Below are 17,419 nucleotides of genomic sequence, written 5' to 3' on the forward strand. Positions count from 1 at the left end.
GTGGTTCGGGCTGCCGGCGCGGGCCCCGCACACCGAGGCTCAGGCGGATGTGGCGGGCGAGGAGGTGGTCGAGGCCGTGTCGGTGCGGGGCTTCTGGCCGTCGTCCGTCGGGCTCGGGGCCGACGGCTCGCCGTCGCGTTCCTCGGGGAGCTTCAGCGTCAGTGTCAGGACGAGTGCGACCAGGTAGAGGGCGAGGAAGATCAGCGTGACTCCGCCGGCGCCGACGAGGGGGAGGAAGAGGCTGGCGACGGCCGGGCCGACGAAGGCCGCGCCGCCCGCGCCCAGGTTGAGCAGGGCCATCGAACCGCCCTTGTTCTCGGGCGCCATCGACGGGATGAGCGCCGAGATGGGCACGAATCCCGCGAGGGTCGCGCCGTAGAACATGCCCGCGAGCACCGCGACCCAGTAGTAGTCCGGGCCGAGCCAGGTCGGTACGAAGTACAGCGTCGTGACGCTGATCGCACAGCCCAGCGCGCCGAAGCCCGCGATGGTCGTGCGCCAGCCGATGCGGTCGGAGAGGACGCCGAAGATGAGGTTGAAGAAGATGTTCGTGCCGTAGATGATCGCCAGCAGCTGGAGCCACTTGTCCTCGCCGAAGCCGACGTCGTCGGAGAAGATCCGCGGCAGGTACACCAGCATGCCGAACTCCGGGGCCGTGTTGATGATCCGGACCAGGCAGCCCACCAGCACGCGCGGATGGGTCCAGATGATGGAGACGGAGTTGAGCAGGCTCTCGCCGGTGGTGACCTCCGGGGGTGCCATCCGGTCACCGCCGGGCCTCCGCCGGGCGCCGACCAGGGCGATGGCGCCGCCGATGAGGATGAGGACGAGTGCCGACCACAGTGTGCCCATGCGGCCGAACGAGGGGATGGTCAGGCTCGACCACAGCGAGCCGAGGGTGGGCAGGCCGCCCGTGAAGGCGAAGTAGAACCAGCCCACCGCGGTGCCCAGCCGGGCCTTCGGTGCCGTATTGGTGATCCATACGAGGAAGCCGAACGCGAAGAGCGGATAGCCGAAGCCCCGGATGCCGTAGAAGATCAGCATCAGCGGGTAGTTCTCGGTGCCCAGCGCGAAGAGCAGATACGCGGCGTCGAAGACGGCCCAGATCGCCAGGCCCGTCCACATCACCCGGCGCGGCCCCCACACCTGGCAGAGCGCGCCGGAGAACCACGACGCCAGCATGACGGCGATGCCGTAGACCGTGATGACGTACCCGGCCCGTACGTCCGTCGCCGCGCCGTGATCGGCCATGTACGGAGCGATGAAGCCGGATTCGACACCGTCGCCGATCATGAACAGGAGTACGCCCAGATAGCCCAGGACCAAGGGTTTCGGCATCGCTTTCTCCACTCTGCGGGGATGACGGAGTACGACCGCAGATACTCAAGCGAGCCGAGAGAAATATCAAGAGGTCTGGTAAGGATAACGAGAATCGATGGTAACTAGTCGGTCTCGACGACTCTCACATCCGTCAGCTCCCGCATCTCCCGGAGCAGCTCCCCGTCCACCGGGCCGGTGAGCAGAACATGGTCGAAGGAGTCCACGCTCTCCAGCCGGTGCAGTGCGCGACGGCCCACCTTGCTGTGGTCCATGAGCAGCACGCTCGTCGCGCCCGCCTGCCGGGTCGCCCGCTTGATGCTGACGATCTCCTGCTCCTGGTGGAACGTCATGCCCGCGGTGATCGCCGAGGTGGAGAGCACGCTCAGATCGACGGAGACGCCGCTGATCATGTCCATCGCCGGCAGGCCGATCCATGAGTCATGGGTGCGCGAGTACTCGCCGCCCACACAGATCAGCCGGATGCCCTCGGCGCTCCTCAGCTCCTCGGTGATCAGGCGGTAGTTGGTCACCACGGTGAGCGGTCCCACTTCGGGCAACAGCCGCGCCAGGGCCAGTGCCGAGGTCGAGTCGTCCAGCATCACCGACATCCCCGGGGCCACGAACCGCAGGGCGGCGCGGGCCAGCGCCCGCTTCTCCTCGGCGTGCGAATGCAGCCGGAAGTCCGAACTGGACTCGAAGACCATCGAGGGCTGCGCGGAGACGCCGCCGTGGTACTTGCGCAGGATGCCGCGGTCCGCCAGCTCGGCGATGTCCCGGTGGACCGTCATCAGGCTGACGCCGGTCAGCTCGACCAGTTCGGACACGGTGGCGTCCCCCTGGGCCAGAACGTGGTCGACGATCACTTGCTGCCGCTGTTGCCGCGCACCGCGCGACGACGGGGGAGTAGTCATGCCCTCCATCCTGCCGTGTTTATTTCTCACATAGAACCAGTGACAACTCACGCTGTGACTGTTAATTTCGCTGTGACGGACCACGCCGGGTGCCACCACCTGGCGGACACCGCCGGGCGCACGGACATCCCCGTGCCCCGCCAGCCAGACATCATCAGCCGGGAGATCAGGGGTACGCATGGCCGACGCAGTGGTCTTCGACATGGACGGCGTGCTCGTGGAGAGCGAGCATCTGTGGGAGGAGCTGTGGGCCGCCTACGCCGCCGCACGCGGCCGCACATGGGGCCCGGAGCAGACGCGCGACGTCCAGGGGATGAGCGCCCCCGAATGGGCCGCCTACCTCACCCGGTTCTGCGGGGCGGGTGACGCCGCCGCGAGCACCGAGCGGGCCGTCGTCGACGGCATGGTCCAGGCCCTGGCCGACGGCCGCATCGGCCTGCTGCCCGGAGCCAGTGAAATGATCACCGCCACCGCCGAGCTCGCCCCCGTGGCGCTCGCCTCCTCCGCACCGCGCCGGGTCATCGACGCCGTACTCGTCCACCACGGCGTGGACCACCACTTCAAGGCGACCGTCTCCAGCGCCGAGGTGGAGCGCGGAAAGCCGAGCCCGGACGTCTATCTGGCCGCCGCGCGCGCCCTCGGCGTGGCCCCGGAGCGCTGTCTGGCGGTGGAGGACTCCAGCAACGGGCTGCGCGCCGCCGCGGCCGCCGGGATGACCGTCGTGGCCATTCCCAATCCGCAGTACCCACCCGCCGAGGACGCCCTGGCTTCCGCCGCTTACCGTTCTTCGGACCACCATGCCGTACGTGACTTCCTGCTCAGCAGGCTCGAGACCCGAGGGGAGTGACCGACATGACCACGGTCCTGGTAGCCGGTGACGACTTCATCGCGCCCGGCCTCTTCTCCGCCGCCCTGAGCGAGGGCCTGCCCTCCGCCGGGCTGAGCTTCCGCACGCTGCGCACCCGCTGGCCGAACGAACCCTTCGGGCCGGTGGGGGCCGACGGGCAGGGGAACGGCGGGGTCAAGGAGGCCAGCGGCACCGAGGAGCAGGTCCTGGAGGCGCTCGGCGACGCGAGTGTCGCCCTCACCCAGATGGCGCCCTTCACCGCCCGTGTCATCCGCGAGTCGCCCGGCCTGAAGTTCATCGGCGTGGCCCGCGGCGGCCCGGTCAACGTGGACCTGGCCGCGGCCACCGCCGCCGGGATCCCCGTCACCTTCACACCGGGCCGCAACGCCGCCGCGGCCGCCGAATTCGCCGTCGGCCTGATCCTCGCCGCCATGCGCCGCATCACCCACGCCGACGCGGCCCTCAAGGAGGGCACCTGGCGTGGTGACTACTACGCCTACGAGAACGCGGGTCTCGAGCTCGACGGCGCCACCGTCGGCCTCGTCGGGTACGGGGCCATCGGCTCGATCGTGGCCCGGGTGCTGCGTGCCTTCGGCGCACACGTCGTCGTCTCCGACCCGTACGCGGACCCGGCACGGGCACACACCGACGGTGTCGAGCTCACCGCCCTGGAGGACCTGCTGCGGCGCAGCTCCGTGGTGAGCCTGCACGCCCGGGTCACCCCCGAGACCCGGCATCTGCTGAACGCCGACAACCTCGCGCTGCTGCCCGAGGGCGCCGTCCTCGTCAACTCGGCCCGCGGTGAGCTGCTCGACTACGCGCCGCTGCCCGGCCTGCTGGAGTCCGGTCGGCTCGGCGCGCTCGCCCTCGACGTCTACGACATCGAGCCGCCCCCGGCCGACTGGCCGCTGCACAAGGCCCCCAACGTCATCACCACACCCCACCTGGCGGGCGCCACCCGGCGGACCGCCGACCGGGCCGCCCTGATCACCGCCGGTGAGGCCGCCCGTTTCCTGCGCGGCGAACCGCTGCGGCACGTGGCCAATCCGGAGGTGCTGACCGGGAGCCGGCCATGATCGTCGGAGTTGACATCGGCACCTCGGTCACCAAGGCCCAGCTGATCTCCCGCGACGGCCGGACCACCCCCGCGCACGAGGCCCGCAGCACCGTCTACACCCTGCCCGGACACCGCGTCGAGCAGGACCCGGACGATGTCGTGGGCACCGTGGAGACCGTCGTACGGGCGGCGCTCGCCGACGCCGCGCAGCTGGGCGACGAACCGGTCGAGGCCCTGGCCCTCACCGGGCAGGGCGACGGCCTGTGGCTGCGCGACGCCTCGGGCGCCCCGGTCGGCCGCGCGCTGTCCTGGATGGACGGCCGGGCCGCCGACCGGCTCGACCGGTGGACCGCCGACGGCACCCTGCACGCCCTGCACCGGCGCACCGGCGTCGGCCTCTTCCCGGGCTCCGCGGCACCCCTGCTGGCACATCTGGCCGAGCACGAGCCGGAGCGGCTGGAGGCGGCCGAGGTCGCCGGGTACTGCGTGGACGCCGTCGTACAACGGCTGACCGGCGCCGTGACCGTCGACGTCTCCGACGCCTCGCAGCCGTTCCTCGACGTGGCCACCCGTACGTACGACGAGACCGCGTTCGAACTGTGCGGGCTGTCCGCGCACCGCCGGCTGCTGCCCGACCCGGCGCCGCCCGGCACCCTGCACCGGCTGCTGCCCGAGGCCGCGAGACGCCTGGGCCTGCCCCCGGGGCTGCCGGTCTCCGGCGGCCCGTTCGACATCCCGGCCTGCGCCTTCGGTTCGGGAGTCGCCGAACCGGGGGAGGGCAACCTCATCATCGGCACCACCCTCGCCGCCCAGGTCCTGGACGCCGAGCCGCGCCCGGCCCTCGCCGAGGATCCGGCCGGGATGGTGCTGGCCACCCCGTACGAGGGCCGGTTCCTGCGGGTCATGCCCGCCATGATCGGCACCGCGGGCCTGGACTGGCTGCTGAAGCTGCTCGATGTGAAGATCGAGGCGCTGGACGCGCTGCTCGTCCAGTCCCCGCCCGGCGCCGCGGGCGTCACCGCGCTGCCGTTCCTGTCCACCAGCGGCGAGCGGGCGCCCTTCGTCGACCCGCGGGCCCGTGGCCGGTTGGACGGCCTCTCCCCGCTGGCCGGCCGCGCCGACCTGGTACGGGCGTTGTGCGAGGCCGTCGCCTACTCGGCGCGGCACTGCATGGAAACCCTCGGCGTCACCCGCACCGTCACCGCCTGCGGCGGTGGCGCGCGCTCCGGGGAGTGGGCGCGCGTCTTCGCCGGTGTCCTCGGCGGCGACCTGGAGGTCTGCGACGACGCTGTCGGCATCCGCGGCGCGGCCCATGTCGCCTGGCGCTCCCTGGGCACGCCGGTCGACCCCGGCGCCTGGCGCGCCCAACTCCGTACCGTCACCGCCGAGCGCGGGCTGATCGACCACTACGCCGAGGGCTATGCCGCCTACCGCCAGGCCCTCGACATCGCACGCGAAGGCTGGAGCACACGATGACCAGGCTCTTCAACGACCCCGCCCGGTTCACCGACGACATGATCACGGGCTTCGCCGCCGCCCATTCCGGGCACGTACGGGCCGTGCCCGGCGGTGTGGTGCGCGCCCGGCCCGCCCGCGCGGGCAAGGTGGCCGTGCTCACCGGCGGCGGCTCCGGCCACTACCCCGCCTTCTGCGGTGTCGTCGGCCCCGGATTCGCCGACGGCTCGGTCATCGGCGATGTCTTCACCTCTCCGTCGGCCGCCCGCGCCCGCTCGGTCGCCGAGGCGGCGGAGGCGGGCGGCGGTGTCCTCTTCCTCTTCGGCAACTACGCGGGGGACGTGATGAACTTCGGCCTCGCGGCACGGCAGTTGGAGGGTGACGGAATCGCCGCCCGCTGCTTCGCCGTCACCGATGACATCGCCTCCGCCCCCGCCGACCAGACGGCGCGGCGGCGTGGCATCGCGGGTGGCTTCGTCGTCTTCAAGACCGCGTCGGCGGCGGCCGAGGAAGGCGCCTCCCTGGAGGAGGTCATCCGCGTCGCCGAGCACACCAACGCCCGTACCCGCACGCTCGGAGTGGCCTTCGACGGCTGCACCCTGCCGGGCGCCGAAGCGCCCCTGTTCACCGTTCCCGAGGGCCGGTTGGGCCTCGGTCTCGGCATCCACGGCGAACCGGGGGTCAGCGAGGACACCCTGGGCACCGCGGAGGACCTGGCCCGCGCCCTGGTGACGGGGCTGCTCGCGGACCGGCCCGCCGGGGTGGGCGACGACGGGCGGGTCGCGGTCGTCCTCAACGGTCTCGGCGCCACGAAGTACGAGGAGCTGTACGTGCTGTGGGGTGCCGTGGCCCGTCAGCTGGACGAGGCGGGGCTCACGCCCGTACGCCCCGAGGTCGGCGAACTCGTCACCAGTCTCGACATGGCCGGCTGCTCGCTGACCCTGAGCTGGCTGGACGAGGAGCTGGAACGGCTGTGGCTCGCCTCGGCCGACACCCCGGCCTTCTCCCGTACGGCACCGCCGGAACCCCCGCTGGACGACACCGCCGTACGGCCCGCCGCGGCCCCGCGCCGCCCGGAGCGGTCCGCCGCCACGGCGTCCGGCGCGGCGGTCGAGGTCGCCGAACTGGCCGTCCACGCCCTGCGCGCCGCTCGCGACGTTCTGCACCGGGACGCGGAGGACCTGGGCCGGCTGGACGCGGTGGCGGGCGACGGCGACCACGGCCGTGGCATGTGCAAGGGCGTCGACGCGGCACTCGCGGCCGCCGAAAGGGCGTACACCGACCGGCTCGCCCCGGCGGCGCTGCTGGCCGCCGCGGGTGATGCCTGGGCGGCGGAGGCCGGGGGCACCTCGGGGGCGCTGTGGGGGGTGGGGCTGCGCGCCATCGGCGCCGCGCTGCCCGCCGACCGGGCGCCGGGGCGCGAGGAGTTGGCGTCCGCCGCCGCGGAAGCGCTCACCGCCGTCACCTCGCTCGGCGGGGCCGAGGTGGGCGACAAAACCCTGGTCGACGCCCTCACACCGTTCGCCACCGCCTTCGCGACGGGGCTGCGGAGCGGAGCCCCGGCGTCCGAGGCGTACGCGTCCGCCGTGGCCGAAGCCCGTACGGCCGCCGAGAACACCGCCGGGCTGCGCCCCCGCCTGGGCCGCGCCCGCCCCCTCGCCGACCGCAGCGTGGGCACCCCCGACCCCGGAGCCACCTCACTCGCCGCGGTGCTGACCGCGGTGGCCACTCTCCGCGCGACGACAGGAAGCGATCCCGTATGACCACCGCGCATGCCTTCCGGATCGTCGTCGGCTGCGACGACGCCGGTTACGACTACAAGGAAGTCCTCAAGCGGGACCTGCTGGACGACCCCCGGGTCGCCGAGGTCATCGATGTCGGCGTGGGCAGCGATGAGCACACCGCCTACCCGCATGTCGCGGTGGAAGCGGCCCGCCGGGTGGCCGAAGGCACCGCCGACCGCGCCCTGTTGGTGTGCGGCACCGGCCTGGGTGTGGCCATCAGCGCCAACAAGGTCCCCGGCATCCGCGCGGTCACCGCCCACGACAGCTACTCCGTGCGCCGCTCGGTCCTCAGCAACAACGCCCAGGTGCTCTGCTTCGGCCAGCGCGTCATCGGCCTGGAGCTCGCCCGTGCGCTCACCGACGACTGGCTCGCGCAGAGCTTCGACGAGACCTCCCCGTCGGCGGAGAAGGTCGCCGCCATCCGGAGCTACGAGGGCTGATCGTCGCCAACCCGGTCTCCCGCACACTGGGAGCATGGCAATGGACGTGGCGGCGGCGGCCGACGACCTTCTGGGATCCCTCGCGGCGAGGGCCGACACGGACTTCGCGGTCCGAATGCAGCGCTACTTTCCGCGGAGGATCCGCGCGCTCGGGGTGAGCAATGCCTCCGCCGTGGAGATAGCGAACGACTACTTCCGCGAGCGGCCGGACGTCCCCGCGGCGACCAGGCTGGCTCTCGCGGAAGAAGTCCTGTCGCGCGCCACCTACCACGAAGAGGTCCTGTTGGGATTCGCGGTCCTGCACAAGGTCGCGAGGGTCGGGCTGGGCCCCGAACTGCTCGGCCGCTGTGAGCACTGGCTCGGATCGTATGTGTCGAACTGGGCGCAGTGCGACGACCTGTGCCTGAAGTTGCTGTACCCGTTCTTCCGCGGACACCTCGATCAGATCCCGCGGACGCGAGCCTGGGTCGAATCCCGGTCCGGCTGGGCGAGGCGCGCCGCGAATGTGGCCGTCGTGAAGTTCGTTCGGCGCAAGGTGGGGCGGGCGGTGTTCGAACTGCCGCTGTCCCACGTCTTCGACAACTGCACCCGGCTGATGCACGACGACGATGTGTATGTGCGGAAGGGCTGTGGGTGGCTGCTCAAGGTCACCGCCGAGGTCCATCCGGATGAGGTGGCCGAGTTCCTGCGCACATGGCACACCGAGATGAGCCGCGACACATTCCGGTACGCGATCGAGAAGATGGACAAGGAGACGCGCACTTCCCTGATGGCGCTGGGGTAGGAGGCTCGGCCCGATGAGCTCACGGAACCTCTCTGCGCTGTCCGACCCGGAGGACACTCAGATAGCGGCGTGACGCCCGGTCACCCATCCGGGTAAGGATGCGCTCGGCGATGGCGTCGAGCAGGGGCTCGCGGACGTCGTGGTCGAGTCTCCGGTAGAGCGACGTCGAGCGAAGGTGATCGGCGAAGCCCTCCCCGTTGAACCACTGAACGGCCGGGTACCAGCGCACGATCGGTGGGCCGAACAGGCCGCCGGGGTCGTCGACCGGCCCCCAGCCCTCGTCGGTGCCGCGTACGTCGTCCTCGAGCGGCGGATGGCCCCAGCCGGGGTTCCCGGGGCAGAACCGCTCGTGGAGATCGGCGGTCTCGGCGTACACCTCCGGCTCTCCCGGCCTGCGGACAACGACGTTGCCGAGCAGCGCCAGCCGGCCTCCGGGGCGGAGTACGTCGTGCGCTCGCCGCCAGCCGATCGACGGGTCGACCCAGTGCCAGGAGGACGCGGCCACGAGGGCATCGAAGCGTACGCCGCTGTCGTCCCACTCCTCAAATGTCGATGTCTCGACTTCGACGTTGGGGAGGGTGGCGAGCCGTTGGCGCGCGAGTGCGGCCATTTCCCGGCCCGGTTCGACGGCGGTCACCGAGCATCCGAGCGCTGCCAGCGAGCGCGTCGCCTGACCGGTACCGCAGCCCACCTCCAGCACCGACGACCGCTCGTCCATGCCGGTGATGGCGACAAGATCCGCGAACAGCTCGTCGGGGTACCCCGGCCGGACCCGGTCGTAGCCCTCGGCCACCTCGTTGAACACCCGACCGAGGTCACGTCGATTCGCGCGCTTCTCCGGATCACCAGTCACGAGCGCACAAGCTATGGGGCTCATCCACGGAGACGCCACTGGTTAAACCGGCGGTGCCCGCCGGCCGGGTGGCCGACGGCCACCGGGCGGGTGGGACGGGTCAGCGGGTCACCAGCCGACGGCTACCTCGAGCCACTGAGCACTTCCCCGCCTCGTTGGCCAGCACCCCGGCGCAGTCGAAGATGTCGGACGTGGGCGCGTCGATACCGACCGTCTTGGCGTAACCGCTCATGTTGTGGCTGTTGTCGGCGTCGCTGTCGGCGGCGGCCGACGGCATGGCGCCGAGGGAGCAGAACGTGGCGAGTGCCGGCGTGGCCGCGGCGGCGAGGCGGGCGGGGGTGGTGGGCGGTCAGCCGGCCAGGTACCTGCCGAAGAACTCGGTGAGCCTGTCCACGGCGAGGGTGACGTATTCGTCCCTGTCGTACAGATCGATGTGGGTGGCGCCGTCGATGATGAGCAGTTCCTTGGGCTCGGCCGCCTTCTCGATCGCCTCCCGGCTGAAGTAGGCGGTCTCCGCCTCCGAACCGGCGATCATCAGCAGGGGGCGGGGCGAGATGAGCCGGATCAACGCGTACGAGTCGTACTGGGCGATCAGATCGATACCGCGCAGCACCCATCCCTGGTTCGCGCGGGGGTGGTGGCCGCGCGGGGTGCGGTAGAACTCGTACGTCTCCCGGAACTGCCGGGTGGCGGTCTCCAGCAGTTCCTCGGCGTTGTCGGGAATCCATGCCTCCATCCGCGGGGCCGCGCCGCGCGCCTCCGCGGTGCGCAGTGCGCCGGCCTGGTCGAGCATGGCCTGGAGGACCGCCGGGTCCTGTGCGCGGCCCAGTCCCTCGCGGAACACCGACCCGAGGTCCGCGGCGCTGACCGTGGCGACGCTCTTGATGCGGTGGTCGGTCTGCGCGGCGTAGGGAACGTAACCGCCGGACGCGCAGATGCCCAGAGCCCCGATACGGTCCGGGGCGATGTCGTCACGAGTGGTCAGATAGGTCACGGCGGACTTGATGTCCTCGGCTCGCTGGAAGGGGTTCTCCAGACCTCGCGGCTCGCCCTCGCTCTCGCCCTGGTGGGCGGCGTCGAAGACGAGCGCGGCGAACCCGGCGCCGGCCAGACGCTCGGCGTAGATGCTCGGACTCTGCTCCTTCACACCGCCTCCCGGGTGCGAGATGACAACGGCCGGCCGCCGGCCGCCGGTGTGGTCGTCGGGGGTGAAGAGAATCCCGGCGATGGCGAGATGGTTGCTGGGGAAGGTGACGTTGGTCTTCACGGTTCTGTGGCTCCTGGGCGCGGGTGAGTGGGGCGGGCCGTCCGCCGGTCATGTCACCGGACACTCGCACGCGGTACGCGGGCGGGTAAGGGGCGGCTTGTGTCCCCGGACAGCGCTGTCCTGGGACAGGCCAGGCCCCCTGTCACGGGCCTCGTTGTTTGTCAGACTTGTGGCTATGAGCAGCGGCAACGCGCACCACAGCGAACTGGGCGCCTTCCTCAAGGCGCGGCGCAGGGAGCTGAGCCCGGCCCAGGTCGGGCTGCCCGATTCGGCGGGCAGGCGCAGGGTCAAGGGGTTGCGCCGGGAGGAAGTGGCCTTGCTGGCGTCGATCAGCCCCGACTACTACACGCGCCTGGAACAGGGCCGCCGCCAGGCTTCCGAACCGGTGCTGGACACCCTTGCGCGCGTTCTCCGGCTCGACGACGGCGAGCGTGCCTACCTGTTCGAACTGTCCGGCCGGGATGCCGCCCGGCCCCGGCGGCGCACCACACAGAAGGTCCACCCACAGCTGCGGCGGCTGCTGGACGACCTCGCCACCACACCGGCCGTCGTCCTGGGCCGGCGCACGGACATCCTCGCCTGGAACCCCATGGCCGCCGCCCTGTTCACCGACTTCGCGCGCATCCCGGAGGAGAAGCGCAACTTCGTACGGCTGGTCTTCCGCGAACCGGCCATCAGGGCGCTGTACCCGGACTGGGACTGGGTGGCGCAGACCAGCCTGGCGCAGCTGCGCATGGAGGCCGCCCGGGACCCGAACGATCCACGGCTGGCCAAACTGGTGGGCGAGCTGTCGCTTCAGGACCCCGACTTCCGGCGGTGGTGGGGCGCCCATCGCGTCGCCGTCCAGGGCACGGGCACGAAGGTCCTGCACCATCCGGTCGTCGGCGAGCTCACCCTCGACTGGTCCTTCCTCACCTGCACCGACGACCCCGACCAGCAGCTGATCACGCTGACCGCCGAGCCCGGCACACCCAGCCACGAGCGGCTGCGCATCCTCGCTTCATGGGCCGCGCGATCCGTCGGCCACCCCGTGGCGGACGGCTGACGCGGGCCGTTCAGCCGTGGCCCGTCGCGCCGTAGCGCAGCCCGTCGTAGAAGATCGCGGTGATGCGTACCGCATCGTCCTCCCATCCCTTGTTGGCGCGCATTCCGCAGATGCCGCCGAGCGCGCGCAGAAGGACGCGGCCGCTGATGCCGGGGCGGATGACACCGGCGGCAACCCCCGCGGCGAGCAGCTCATCAAGGGCACGAGCCATCTCGGCGCGCGTGTCGTCGAAGATGGGGGAGCCCGTGGCCATGATGCTCTCCAGCGCCTCGGCCATGCCCTTGCCCACGGCCGAGTGCTCCACGAGCAGCAGCAGGAAACGGCGCAGAGCCTCGTCCGGGGCGTGATCCGCGAGCAGCCGGGCGGGGGCCGCGCAGAGCTCGGCGACCTCCTGGCGGTACACCTCCGCGACGAGCGCTTCACGCGTCTCGAAGTGGCGGTAGAGCGTACCGACCGCCACCCCGGCTCGCCGGGCGATCTCCTCCACGTGGGCGTCGGCGTCGCCGGTCAGGAAGGCCTCGCGCGCCGCGGTCAGGAGCGCTTCGCGGTTACGGCGGGCATCGGCGCGCATCGGACGTGATGACGGCAACAGTCCTCCATAAGGTGAGTCGGACTCCGGTTATGTGTACAGTTTCCGGAGCCGGTTTCCGGAGTCCGGTTCACCTTACTGAGGGAGTACGCGCATGGCGATCGTGGATGAGGGGCTCAGCGGCCTGCGGGTGCTGGTCACCGGTGGCAGCCGTGGACTGGGAGAGGCGACGTCCCGACGCTTCGCCGCGGCCGGCGCGACCGTACTGACGGCCTCGCGCACCGCGCCCCCGGAAGACCTGCCGGCCACCTTCTTCCCCGTGGACCTGCGGTCCGAGGAGGGGGTGGCGGACCTCGGCCGACGGGTGCTGGACAGCGTCGGAGGCATCGACGTCCTGGTCAACAACGCGGGGGCCGCGACCGCCCCGATGCCGACCCTGAAGCGGTCCGACGCGTCCTGGCTCGCCGACCTGGAGATGAACCTGCTCAGCGCCGTCCGGATCGACCGGGCCCTGGTGCCCGGGATGATCGAGCGCGGCTCCGGCGTCGTGGTGCACATCTCCTCGATCGCCAGCCGGCTCCCCCAGCGTGCCGAGGCGTCGTACGCCGCGGCGAAGGCAGCGCTCAACGCGTACAGCCGCGAACTGGCGACAGAGGTGGGGGAGCACGGCGTCCGCGTGGTGTGCGTGCTGCCCGGCTTCGTCGCCACGGAGGGCGCGGTCGGCCATCTCCAGCAGCTGGCCGACGGCCAAGGGGTCTCCTTCGACGAGGTGAAGCAGCAGATCGTGGACCACCTGAAGGTGCCGATGGGGCGTCCAGGTGAACCCGAGGACGTCGCGGAGATGATCGCGTTCCTCGCCTCCGACCGCGGCAAGTGGCTCACCGGGGCCGAGTTCCGGGTCGACGGTGGCATCATCCCCGTGGTCTGAGCCGCGACCCGACCCACACGGAACGAGGAGAGACAGCCACCAGCCTGGTGAACCGCCGGTGGGCGCGGTCAGATCACGCGGAAGAGGTCGGCGGCCGCGTGGACATCGGTGAGGTCCTCGATGGAGCGGAGGTTGTCGCACAGGGCCTCCAGGACCGAGCCGGTCTCGGCGGCGCGCGGGGCGCCGATGGCCACGCCGAAGACCCGGAAGCCCAACCGGTGTTTGGCGTCCTTCCAGCCGCGCGTCCACTCCTCGGTGACACCGCATTCGTCGTCGGTGATCATCACGATGTCGCCGCGTGCGCGTGCGGCGTCGCCGAACTCCTCCTCCAGCAGTCCGGCGGCCGCCGTCAGCGGCGCCTGGTAGCTGGTGCCGCCGCCGAGGAAGGTCTCCGCGAAGTCGAGGACCGGGTCGATACCGGCGGGCCGCGGCCCGCCGGCCGGGAAGCGGAAGACCTGGAGCTTGTCGGCGGCGGAGAACAGGATGCCGACGAAGTCACGCCCCGCGTGGCGGGCCTGGTCCAGCAGGGCCAGGGCGCACGCCTTGGACCACGCCTCCCGGGTGACGCCGCCGGGCCCCGCCGCGTACATGGAGTGCGAGGTGTCCACGCACGCGACGATGGCGCCCTGGCCGGTGGGCCGCTCTCCCTGAGCGTCATAGAGCATCAGCTCTCCGGCGGCGTAGCGCGCGGCGAACACCGCACGCAGCTCGGGCAGGCCGAGGCCCGCCAGCTCGGAGGGGATGACACGGGAGAGGTCGTCGCCGAGCGTGACGCCGACCAGCTCCCCGGTGCTGTTCTCCATCTTGCGGGCGCGCTCACCGTCGGCCATCTGCCGGAAGCGGCCGATCAGTTCGGCCCACTGGGCGAGGCGGCCGGTGCGCAGCCGCTCGGCGAGCCGGGCTCGCTCGTCGAACGGCATCCGCTCCAGCTCGCCGGGGGCAACGCCCCATGCGCGCATCAGCGTGGCCTCCCCCCGTACGGCCTCGGCGGCCTTGCCCGCCGCGTTCCGCGCGGCGGCGCGGATGCCGGGGGCCGCCGCCGCGAGGGCCCGCGTGGCGTGCTGGGCGGCTCGCCGCGCGGCGGCCTCGGCGGCATCGGCGGCCTCCGCGGCGTCGATCGCCTGGCGTACGCCGTCGGCGGCCGGGGTTGGCACGGTACCGTCCTCGTCGGCTTCGGCGGCGCTCCGCTGGAGGGCCTCGGCCACGGCGGTTGCCACGCCGTCGGCGTCCTGCCGGGCCCTGCCCGCCCGCTCGGCCCGCTCCTGGGCCTCCCGGGATCGTTCCAGCATCCCGCGCACCGCGGCGGCCTGGGCGAGCACGGCCATGGCGGCGGCGTACGGGTCGCCGGCCGTTTCCCGGCGCAGCTCGGCGAATTCCGGTGACTCCACGAGTGCGGTGATGACCTGGTGGTTGACCAACCGGGAGGGGCTCATCTCGGCGCGCTCGCGCAACCGCGGCCTGACCTTGTAGGCGGCCAGGAACACATCGGTGAGGAGATCGGTGGCGTGGTCGTGGCGCTCGTTGAGCTCCTCGGCCACCTCGCGCAGCCCGGCCGACTGCTCGTAGGTGTCGCGCCAGGTGAACCGGTCGAACCGGTCCGCGACCACGGCCGCGGTGTGCCGTACGGGAGCGGCGGCGGACCGGTCCGGCCACGCTCCGGCCCGGCTCGCCGGCTCGTCGAGCGCGGGCTCGTCGCGCTTGCTCACAGCTGGGCCTGCACCATGCTCGCGTCCACGCCGAGGGCCTCGGTGAGCACGCGGGCCCGGACGGCGCGCTGGCGGCCGGTGACCCGGTCGATGGCGGCGGTGGAGCGACCGGCGCGCACCGCGTCCGCGCGCAGCCTCTCCAGCCGCTTCCCCGCCATGGCGAGCTTGTTGTGGGCCTGTCTGATGACCCACTCGCTCAGCGCCTCGCGGGACTGCCCGGCCATGGCGTCGAGCTGGGCCTCCAGCTCATCGAGGGCGTCGGCCAGGTCGAGGGCCTCCTTGGCGTCGGGGTTGACCAGGTGCAGCACCTCGCGCTCGACGGTCGGGCGTTCGGCGGGGGAGTCCCACAGCACATGCGTCAGCACCGACAGGTCGGTCTCGCCGACCGTCGGGCGGCCGTCGAGGTACGCGGACGCCTGGAGCAGGCCCACCGCCTGCCGCCAGCGGCGGTCGGAGGCGATGAGCTCCTTGCGGCGCAGGGCGGCCCGCAGCGTGCACACCGCGTCCACGATCCCGTCGGGGACGTCCACGGCCGGGACGGCCACGGCCACGGCGTGCCGCAACGCGGCCAGCTCGACCGTGGTCCGTGGCGATGCCGCCGGGCGGCTGACGGCGGAGCGGACCAGCGCGGCGAAGTTCGAGGGATCTTCCAGGTAGCCGACCTCGATCCGCACCAGCAGCCGGTCGTAGATCGCGGCCGTGTCCTCCCCGCCGGGCAGTTCATTGCTCGCCGTGATGGCCCCGATCAGCGGGCAGCGGATCGGCTCGCCGCCGTTCTCGGGGTGGTAGATCCGCTCGTTGAGATAGCCCAGCGTCTCGTTGAGCGCCGCCGTGGAGCACTTGAAGATCTCGTCGATGAACGCGATGTGCGCGGTCGTGGCGCGGCCGTCGTAGACCTGGCGGTACTCACCCCGGGCCAGCGCGGCCACGTCGATGGGGCCGAACATCCGCGTGGGCGCGGTGAACTTCGACAGCAGGATCTCCCAGTACGCCGCGCCCTCGACCCTGCCCGTGAGCTCCCGGGCCAGCTCGGACTTCGCCGTCCCCGGCGGGCCGAGCACCAAGGAGTGCCGCCCGGCCAGCAGCGTCACCACCAGCGTCCGCACCACGTCGGCGCGCTCGTAGAAGCGGTCCGAGAGCTCGTCGGTGATGGCCCGCAGCCTCTTGGCGGTGTCCTGCGCGTCCGGCGTGTCGTGTGCGTCCATGCCCGACATTCAACTCCCAGCCCGCCACGCCCTGTTCCTTCGACCCGCCAGCGCGTCGAAGGCGAACGCCCGCCGACGTTGATGCGCGGCACCGGTCTCGTCGATGTCCCCTCCGGCGAGGCGCCCAGTCAACCAGCTGGCCGCCGCCGCTCACCGCCCCAGGATTCGGTCGACATCGGCCATCTGCCCGGCCGTGAGCGGCCCCTTCGCGATCGCGCCCGCGTTCTCCTCGGCCTGGGCGACCGTACGGAAGCCTGGGATCGGGATCGTCCGCGGGCTGCGGGCCCAGATCCAGGCGAGGGCGCCCTGCGCGAGGGTGCGGCCGTCGCTGGTGAGGATGGACCGCAGGGCTTCGACCCGCCGGAGCCAGACCGGGTCCGCGCCCGCGTTCGCGATGAACCCCGGCAGCCAGGCGGGCGGCGCGTTGCGGATGTCCCCGTCGTCCAGGGCGCGCCCGGCGGTGTGCTTGCCGGCGAGCAGCCCCATGGCGAGGGGGCTGCGGTTGATGCTGGCCAGGTCCGACTCCGCGCAGAGCGCGAGGAGTTCGGGTGCGTCCTGGAGGATGTTCAGACGGTGCTGGACGGCCGCGCAGTGCGGGCCCTCGGCGAAGACGGCGGCCCGGTCGGGGTCATCGGTGCTCCACGCGTACGCGCGGATGAGTCCCTCGCGCATCAACTCCTCGCAGGCGTCTCGGAGTTGGGCGGCCCGCTCGGGGTCGGCGTCGGAGATGTGGAGCTGGTACAGGTCGATGTGGTCCGTGTTCAGGCGTCGCAGTGAGGCGGTCAGGGCGCGGCGTACGTGCTCCGGGGAGTCGTCCTGGCCTTCGCGGATCCGGGTCCGCTCGTCGAAGACATTGCCCCATTTCGTGGCGACGACGACATCGTCGCGGTGTTTGCCGAGGGCGCGGCCGAGCACGCGTTCGCTGTGGCCGGTGCCGTACGCGTCGGCGGTGTCGAAGAAGGTGACGCCGAGGTCGAGTGCGCGCCGGATCGCGCGCACGGACTCGTCATCGTCGACCTTGCCCCAGCCCAGGGGCTGCCCGTCGGTGGACTGCCACTCACCGCCGATGGCCCAGCAGCCGAAGCCGAGGGGGCTCACTTCGATGCCGCTGCGGCCCAGCGTTCTGTTGTGCGCCATGGTCTCCATGCGGGTGAACGGTAGGAGTTGAAGCGCACACGAAGGCAAGCCCCGGGGGTTGGGGGCCCCCGCGCGGCCCCAAAACCCGGGGGGGGGGGAGCCGGCCCGGTTGTGTTTGGAGATTTTTTTTTTGAAAGCCCCCCGGGTGTGC

The 17,419-nt window shown here is 71.9% G+C and carries 17 protein-coding genes; 8 read left to right on the plus strand and 9 right to left on the minus strand.

Annotated features, from left to right (window positions below; translation table 11 throughout):
- Positions 1-39: 39 nt before the first annotated feature.
- Complete coding sequence (locus ACFXB5_RS43240; protein WP_385219138.1) at positions 40-1,338, minus strand: MFS transporter; 1,299 nt, start codon at positions 1,336-1,338, stop codon at positions 40-42.
- Positions 1,339-1,442: 104 nt separating this feature from the next.
- Positions 1,443-2,231, minus strand: coding sequence for a DeoR/GlpR family DNA-binding transcription regulator (locus ACFXB5_RS43245; protein WP_385219140.1), 789 nt, complete (start codon positions 2,229-2,231; stop codon positions 1,443-1,445).
- Between the two features lie 178 nt (positions 2,232-2,409).
- Between ACFXB5_RS43245 and ACFXB5_RS43250 the strand changes: the two genes are divergently transcribed.
- From ACFXB5_RS43250 to ACFXB5_RS43275, 6 genes are read left to right on the plus strand one after another with little or no spacing between them, the layout of a single operon-like run.
- The gene (locus ACFXB5_RS43250) at positions 2,410-3,078 is read left to right on the plus strand and encodes an HAD family hydrolase (RefSeq protein ID WP_385219141.1); all 669 of its coding nucleotides are present in this window, start codon (positions 2,410-2,412) and stop codon (positions 3,076-3,078) included.
- A gap of 5 nt (positions 3,079-3,083) precedes the next feature.
- On the plus strand, positions 3,084-4,154 hold the full coding sequence (locus ACFXB5_RS43255) for a 2-hydroxyacid dehydrogenase (RefSeq protein WP_385219143.1): 1,071 nt from the start codon (positions 3,084-3,086) through the stop codon (positions 4,152-4,154).
- The gene (locus ACFXB5_RS43260) at positions 4,151-5,611 is read left to right on the plus strand and encodes an FGGY family carbohydrate kinase (protein WP_385219144.1); all 1,461 of its coding nucleotides are present in this window, start codon (positions 4,151-4,153) and stop codon (positions 5,609-5,611) included. The genes ACFXB5_RS43255 and ACFXB5_RS43260 overlap by 4 nt, the downstream gene beginning before the upstream one ends.
- Complete coding sequence (locus ACFXB5_RS43265; protein WP_385219146.1) at positions 5,608-7,353, plus strand: dihydroxyacetone kinase family protein; 1,746 nt, start codon at positions 5,608-5,610, stop codon at positions 7,351-7,353. The genes ACFXB5_RS43260 and ACFXB5_RS43265 overlap by 4 nt, the downstream gene beginning before the upstream one ends.
- Positions 7,350-7,814, plus strand: a complete 465-nt coding sequence (locus ACFXB5_RS43270) for a ribose-5-phosphate isomerase (RefSeq protein ID WP_385219148.1) — start codon at positions 7,350-7,352, stop codon at positions 7,812-7,814. The genes ACFXB5_RS43265 and ACFXB5_RS43270 overlap by 4 nt, the downstream gene beginning before the upstream one ends.
- A gap of 34 nt (positions 7,815-7,848) precedes the next feature.
- Positions 7,849-8,598, plus strand: coding sequence for a DNA alkylation repair protein (locus tag ACFXB5_RS43275; protein WP_385219150.1), 750 nt, complete (start codon positions 7,849-7,851; stop codon positions 8,596-8,598).
- Between the two features lie 19 nt (positions 8,599-8,617).
- On the opposite strand, the gene ACFXB5_RS43280 is transcribed toward ACFXB5_RS43275, so the two are convergent.
- The 3 genes from ACFXB5_RS43280 to ACFXB5_RS43290 all read right to left on the minus strand — a co-directional run bounded on the left by ACFXB5_RS43280 (position 8,618) and on the right by ACFXB5_RS43290 (position 10,718).
- Positions 8,618-9,451: a class I SAM-dependent methyltransferase gene (locus tag ACFXB5_RS43280; protein ID WP_385219152.1), complete on the minus strand. Its 834-nt coding sequence runs from the start codon at positions 9,449-9,451 to the stop codon at positions 8,618-8,620.
- Positions 9,452-9,551: 100 nt separating this feature from the next.
- Entirely contained in the window at positions 9,552-9,728 is a 177-nt protein-coding gene (locus tag ACFXB5_RS43285) for a hypothetical protein (RefSeq protein WP_385219154.1), read from the minus strand.
- 72 nt (positions 9,729-9,800) lie between these two features.
- Positions 9,801-10,718, minus strand: a complete 918-nt coding sequence (locus ACFXB5_RS43290; RefSeq protein ID WP_385219155.1) for an alpha/beta hydrolase — start codon at positions 10,716-10,718, stop codon at positions 9,801-9,803.
- Positions 10,719-10,893: 175 nt separating this feature from the next.
- On the opposite strand from ACFXB5_RS43290, the gene ACFXB5_RS43295 reads away from it, so the two are divergent.
- Positions 10,894-11,763 (plus strand): helix-turn-helix domain-containing protein, encoded by an 870-nt coding sequence (locus tag ACFXB5_RS43295; protein WP_385219157.1) that lies wholly within the window; start codon positions 10,894-10,896, stop codon positions 11,761-11,763.
- 10 nt (positions 11,764-11,773) lie between these two features.
- Here ACFXB5_RS43295 and ACFXB5_RS43300 read toward each other — a convergent pair whose 3' ends face one another.
- Entirely contained in the window at positions 11,774-12,352 is a 579-nt protein-coding gene (locus tag ACFXB5_RS43300) for a TetR/AcrR family transcriptional regulator (RefSeq protein WP_385219159.1), read from the minus strand.
- Between the two features lie 94 nt (positions 12,353-12,446).
- On the opposite strand from ACFXB5_RS43300, the gene ACFXB5_RS43305 reads away from it, so the two are divergent.
- A complete protein-coding gene (locus ACFXB5_RS43305) occupies positions 12,447-13,220 on the plus strand; it encodes an oxidoreductase (protein WP_385219160.1) in 774 nt (257 codons plus the stop codon).
- Positions 13,221-13,288: 68 nt separating this feature from the next.
- Here ACFXB5_RS43305 and ACFXB5_RS43310 read toward each other — a convergent pair whose 3' ends face one another.
- The 3 genes from ACFXB5_RS43310 to ACFXB5_RS43320 all read right to left on the minus strand — a co-directional run bounded on the left by ACFXB5_RS43310 (position 13,289) and on the right by ACFXB5_RS43320 (position 17,277).
- Entirely contained in the window at positions 13,289-14,926 is a 1,638-nt protein-coding gene (locus tag ACFXB5_RS43310) for a hypothetical protein (protein ID WP_385219161.1), read from the minus strand.
- Positions 14,923-16,131 carry an AAA family ATPase gene (locus ACFXB5_RS43315; protein ID WP_385219163.1) on the minus strand — a complete coding sequence of 403 codons (1,209 nt, stop codon included), beginning with the start codon at positions 16,129-16,131 and terminating at the stop codon, positions 14,923-14,925. The genes ACFXB5_RS43310 and ACFXB5_RS43315 overlap by 4 nt, the downstream gene beginning before the upstream one ends.
- A gap of 150 nt (positions 16,132-16,281) precedes the next feature.
- The gene (locus ACFXB5_RS43320) at positions 16,282-17,277 is read right to left on the minus strand and encodes an aldo/keto reductase (RefSeq protein WP_385219165.1); all 996 of its coding nucleotides are present in this window, start codon (positions 17,275-17,277) and stop codon (positions 16,282-16,284) included.
- Positions 17,278-17,419 lie beyond the last annotated feature (142 nt).

This window comes from Streptomyces sp. NPDC059455 (assembly GCF_042750115.1).
Lineage (GTDB): Bacteria > Actinomycetota > Actinomycetes > Streptomycetales > Streptomycetaceae > Streptomyces > Streptomyces endocoffeicus.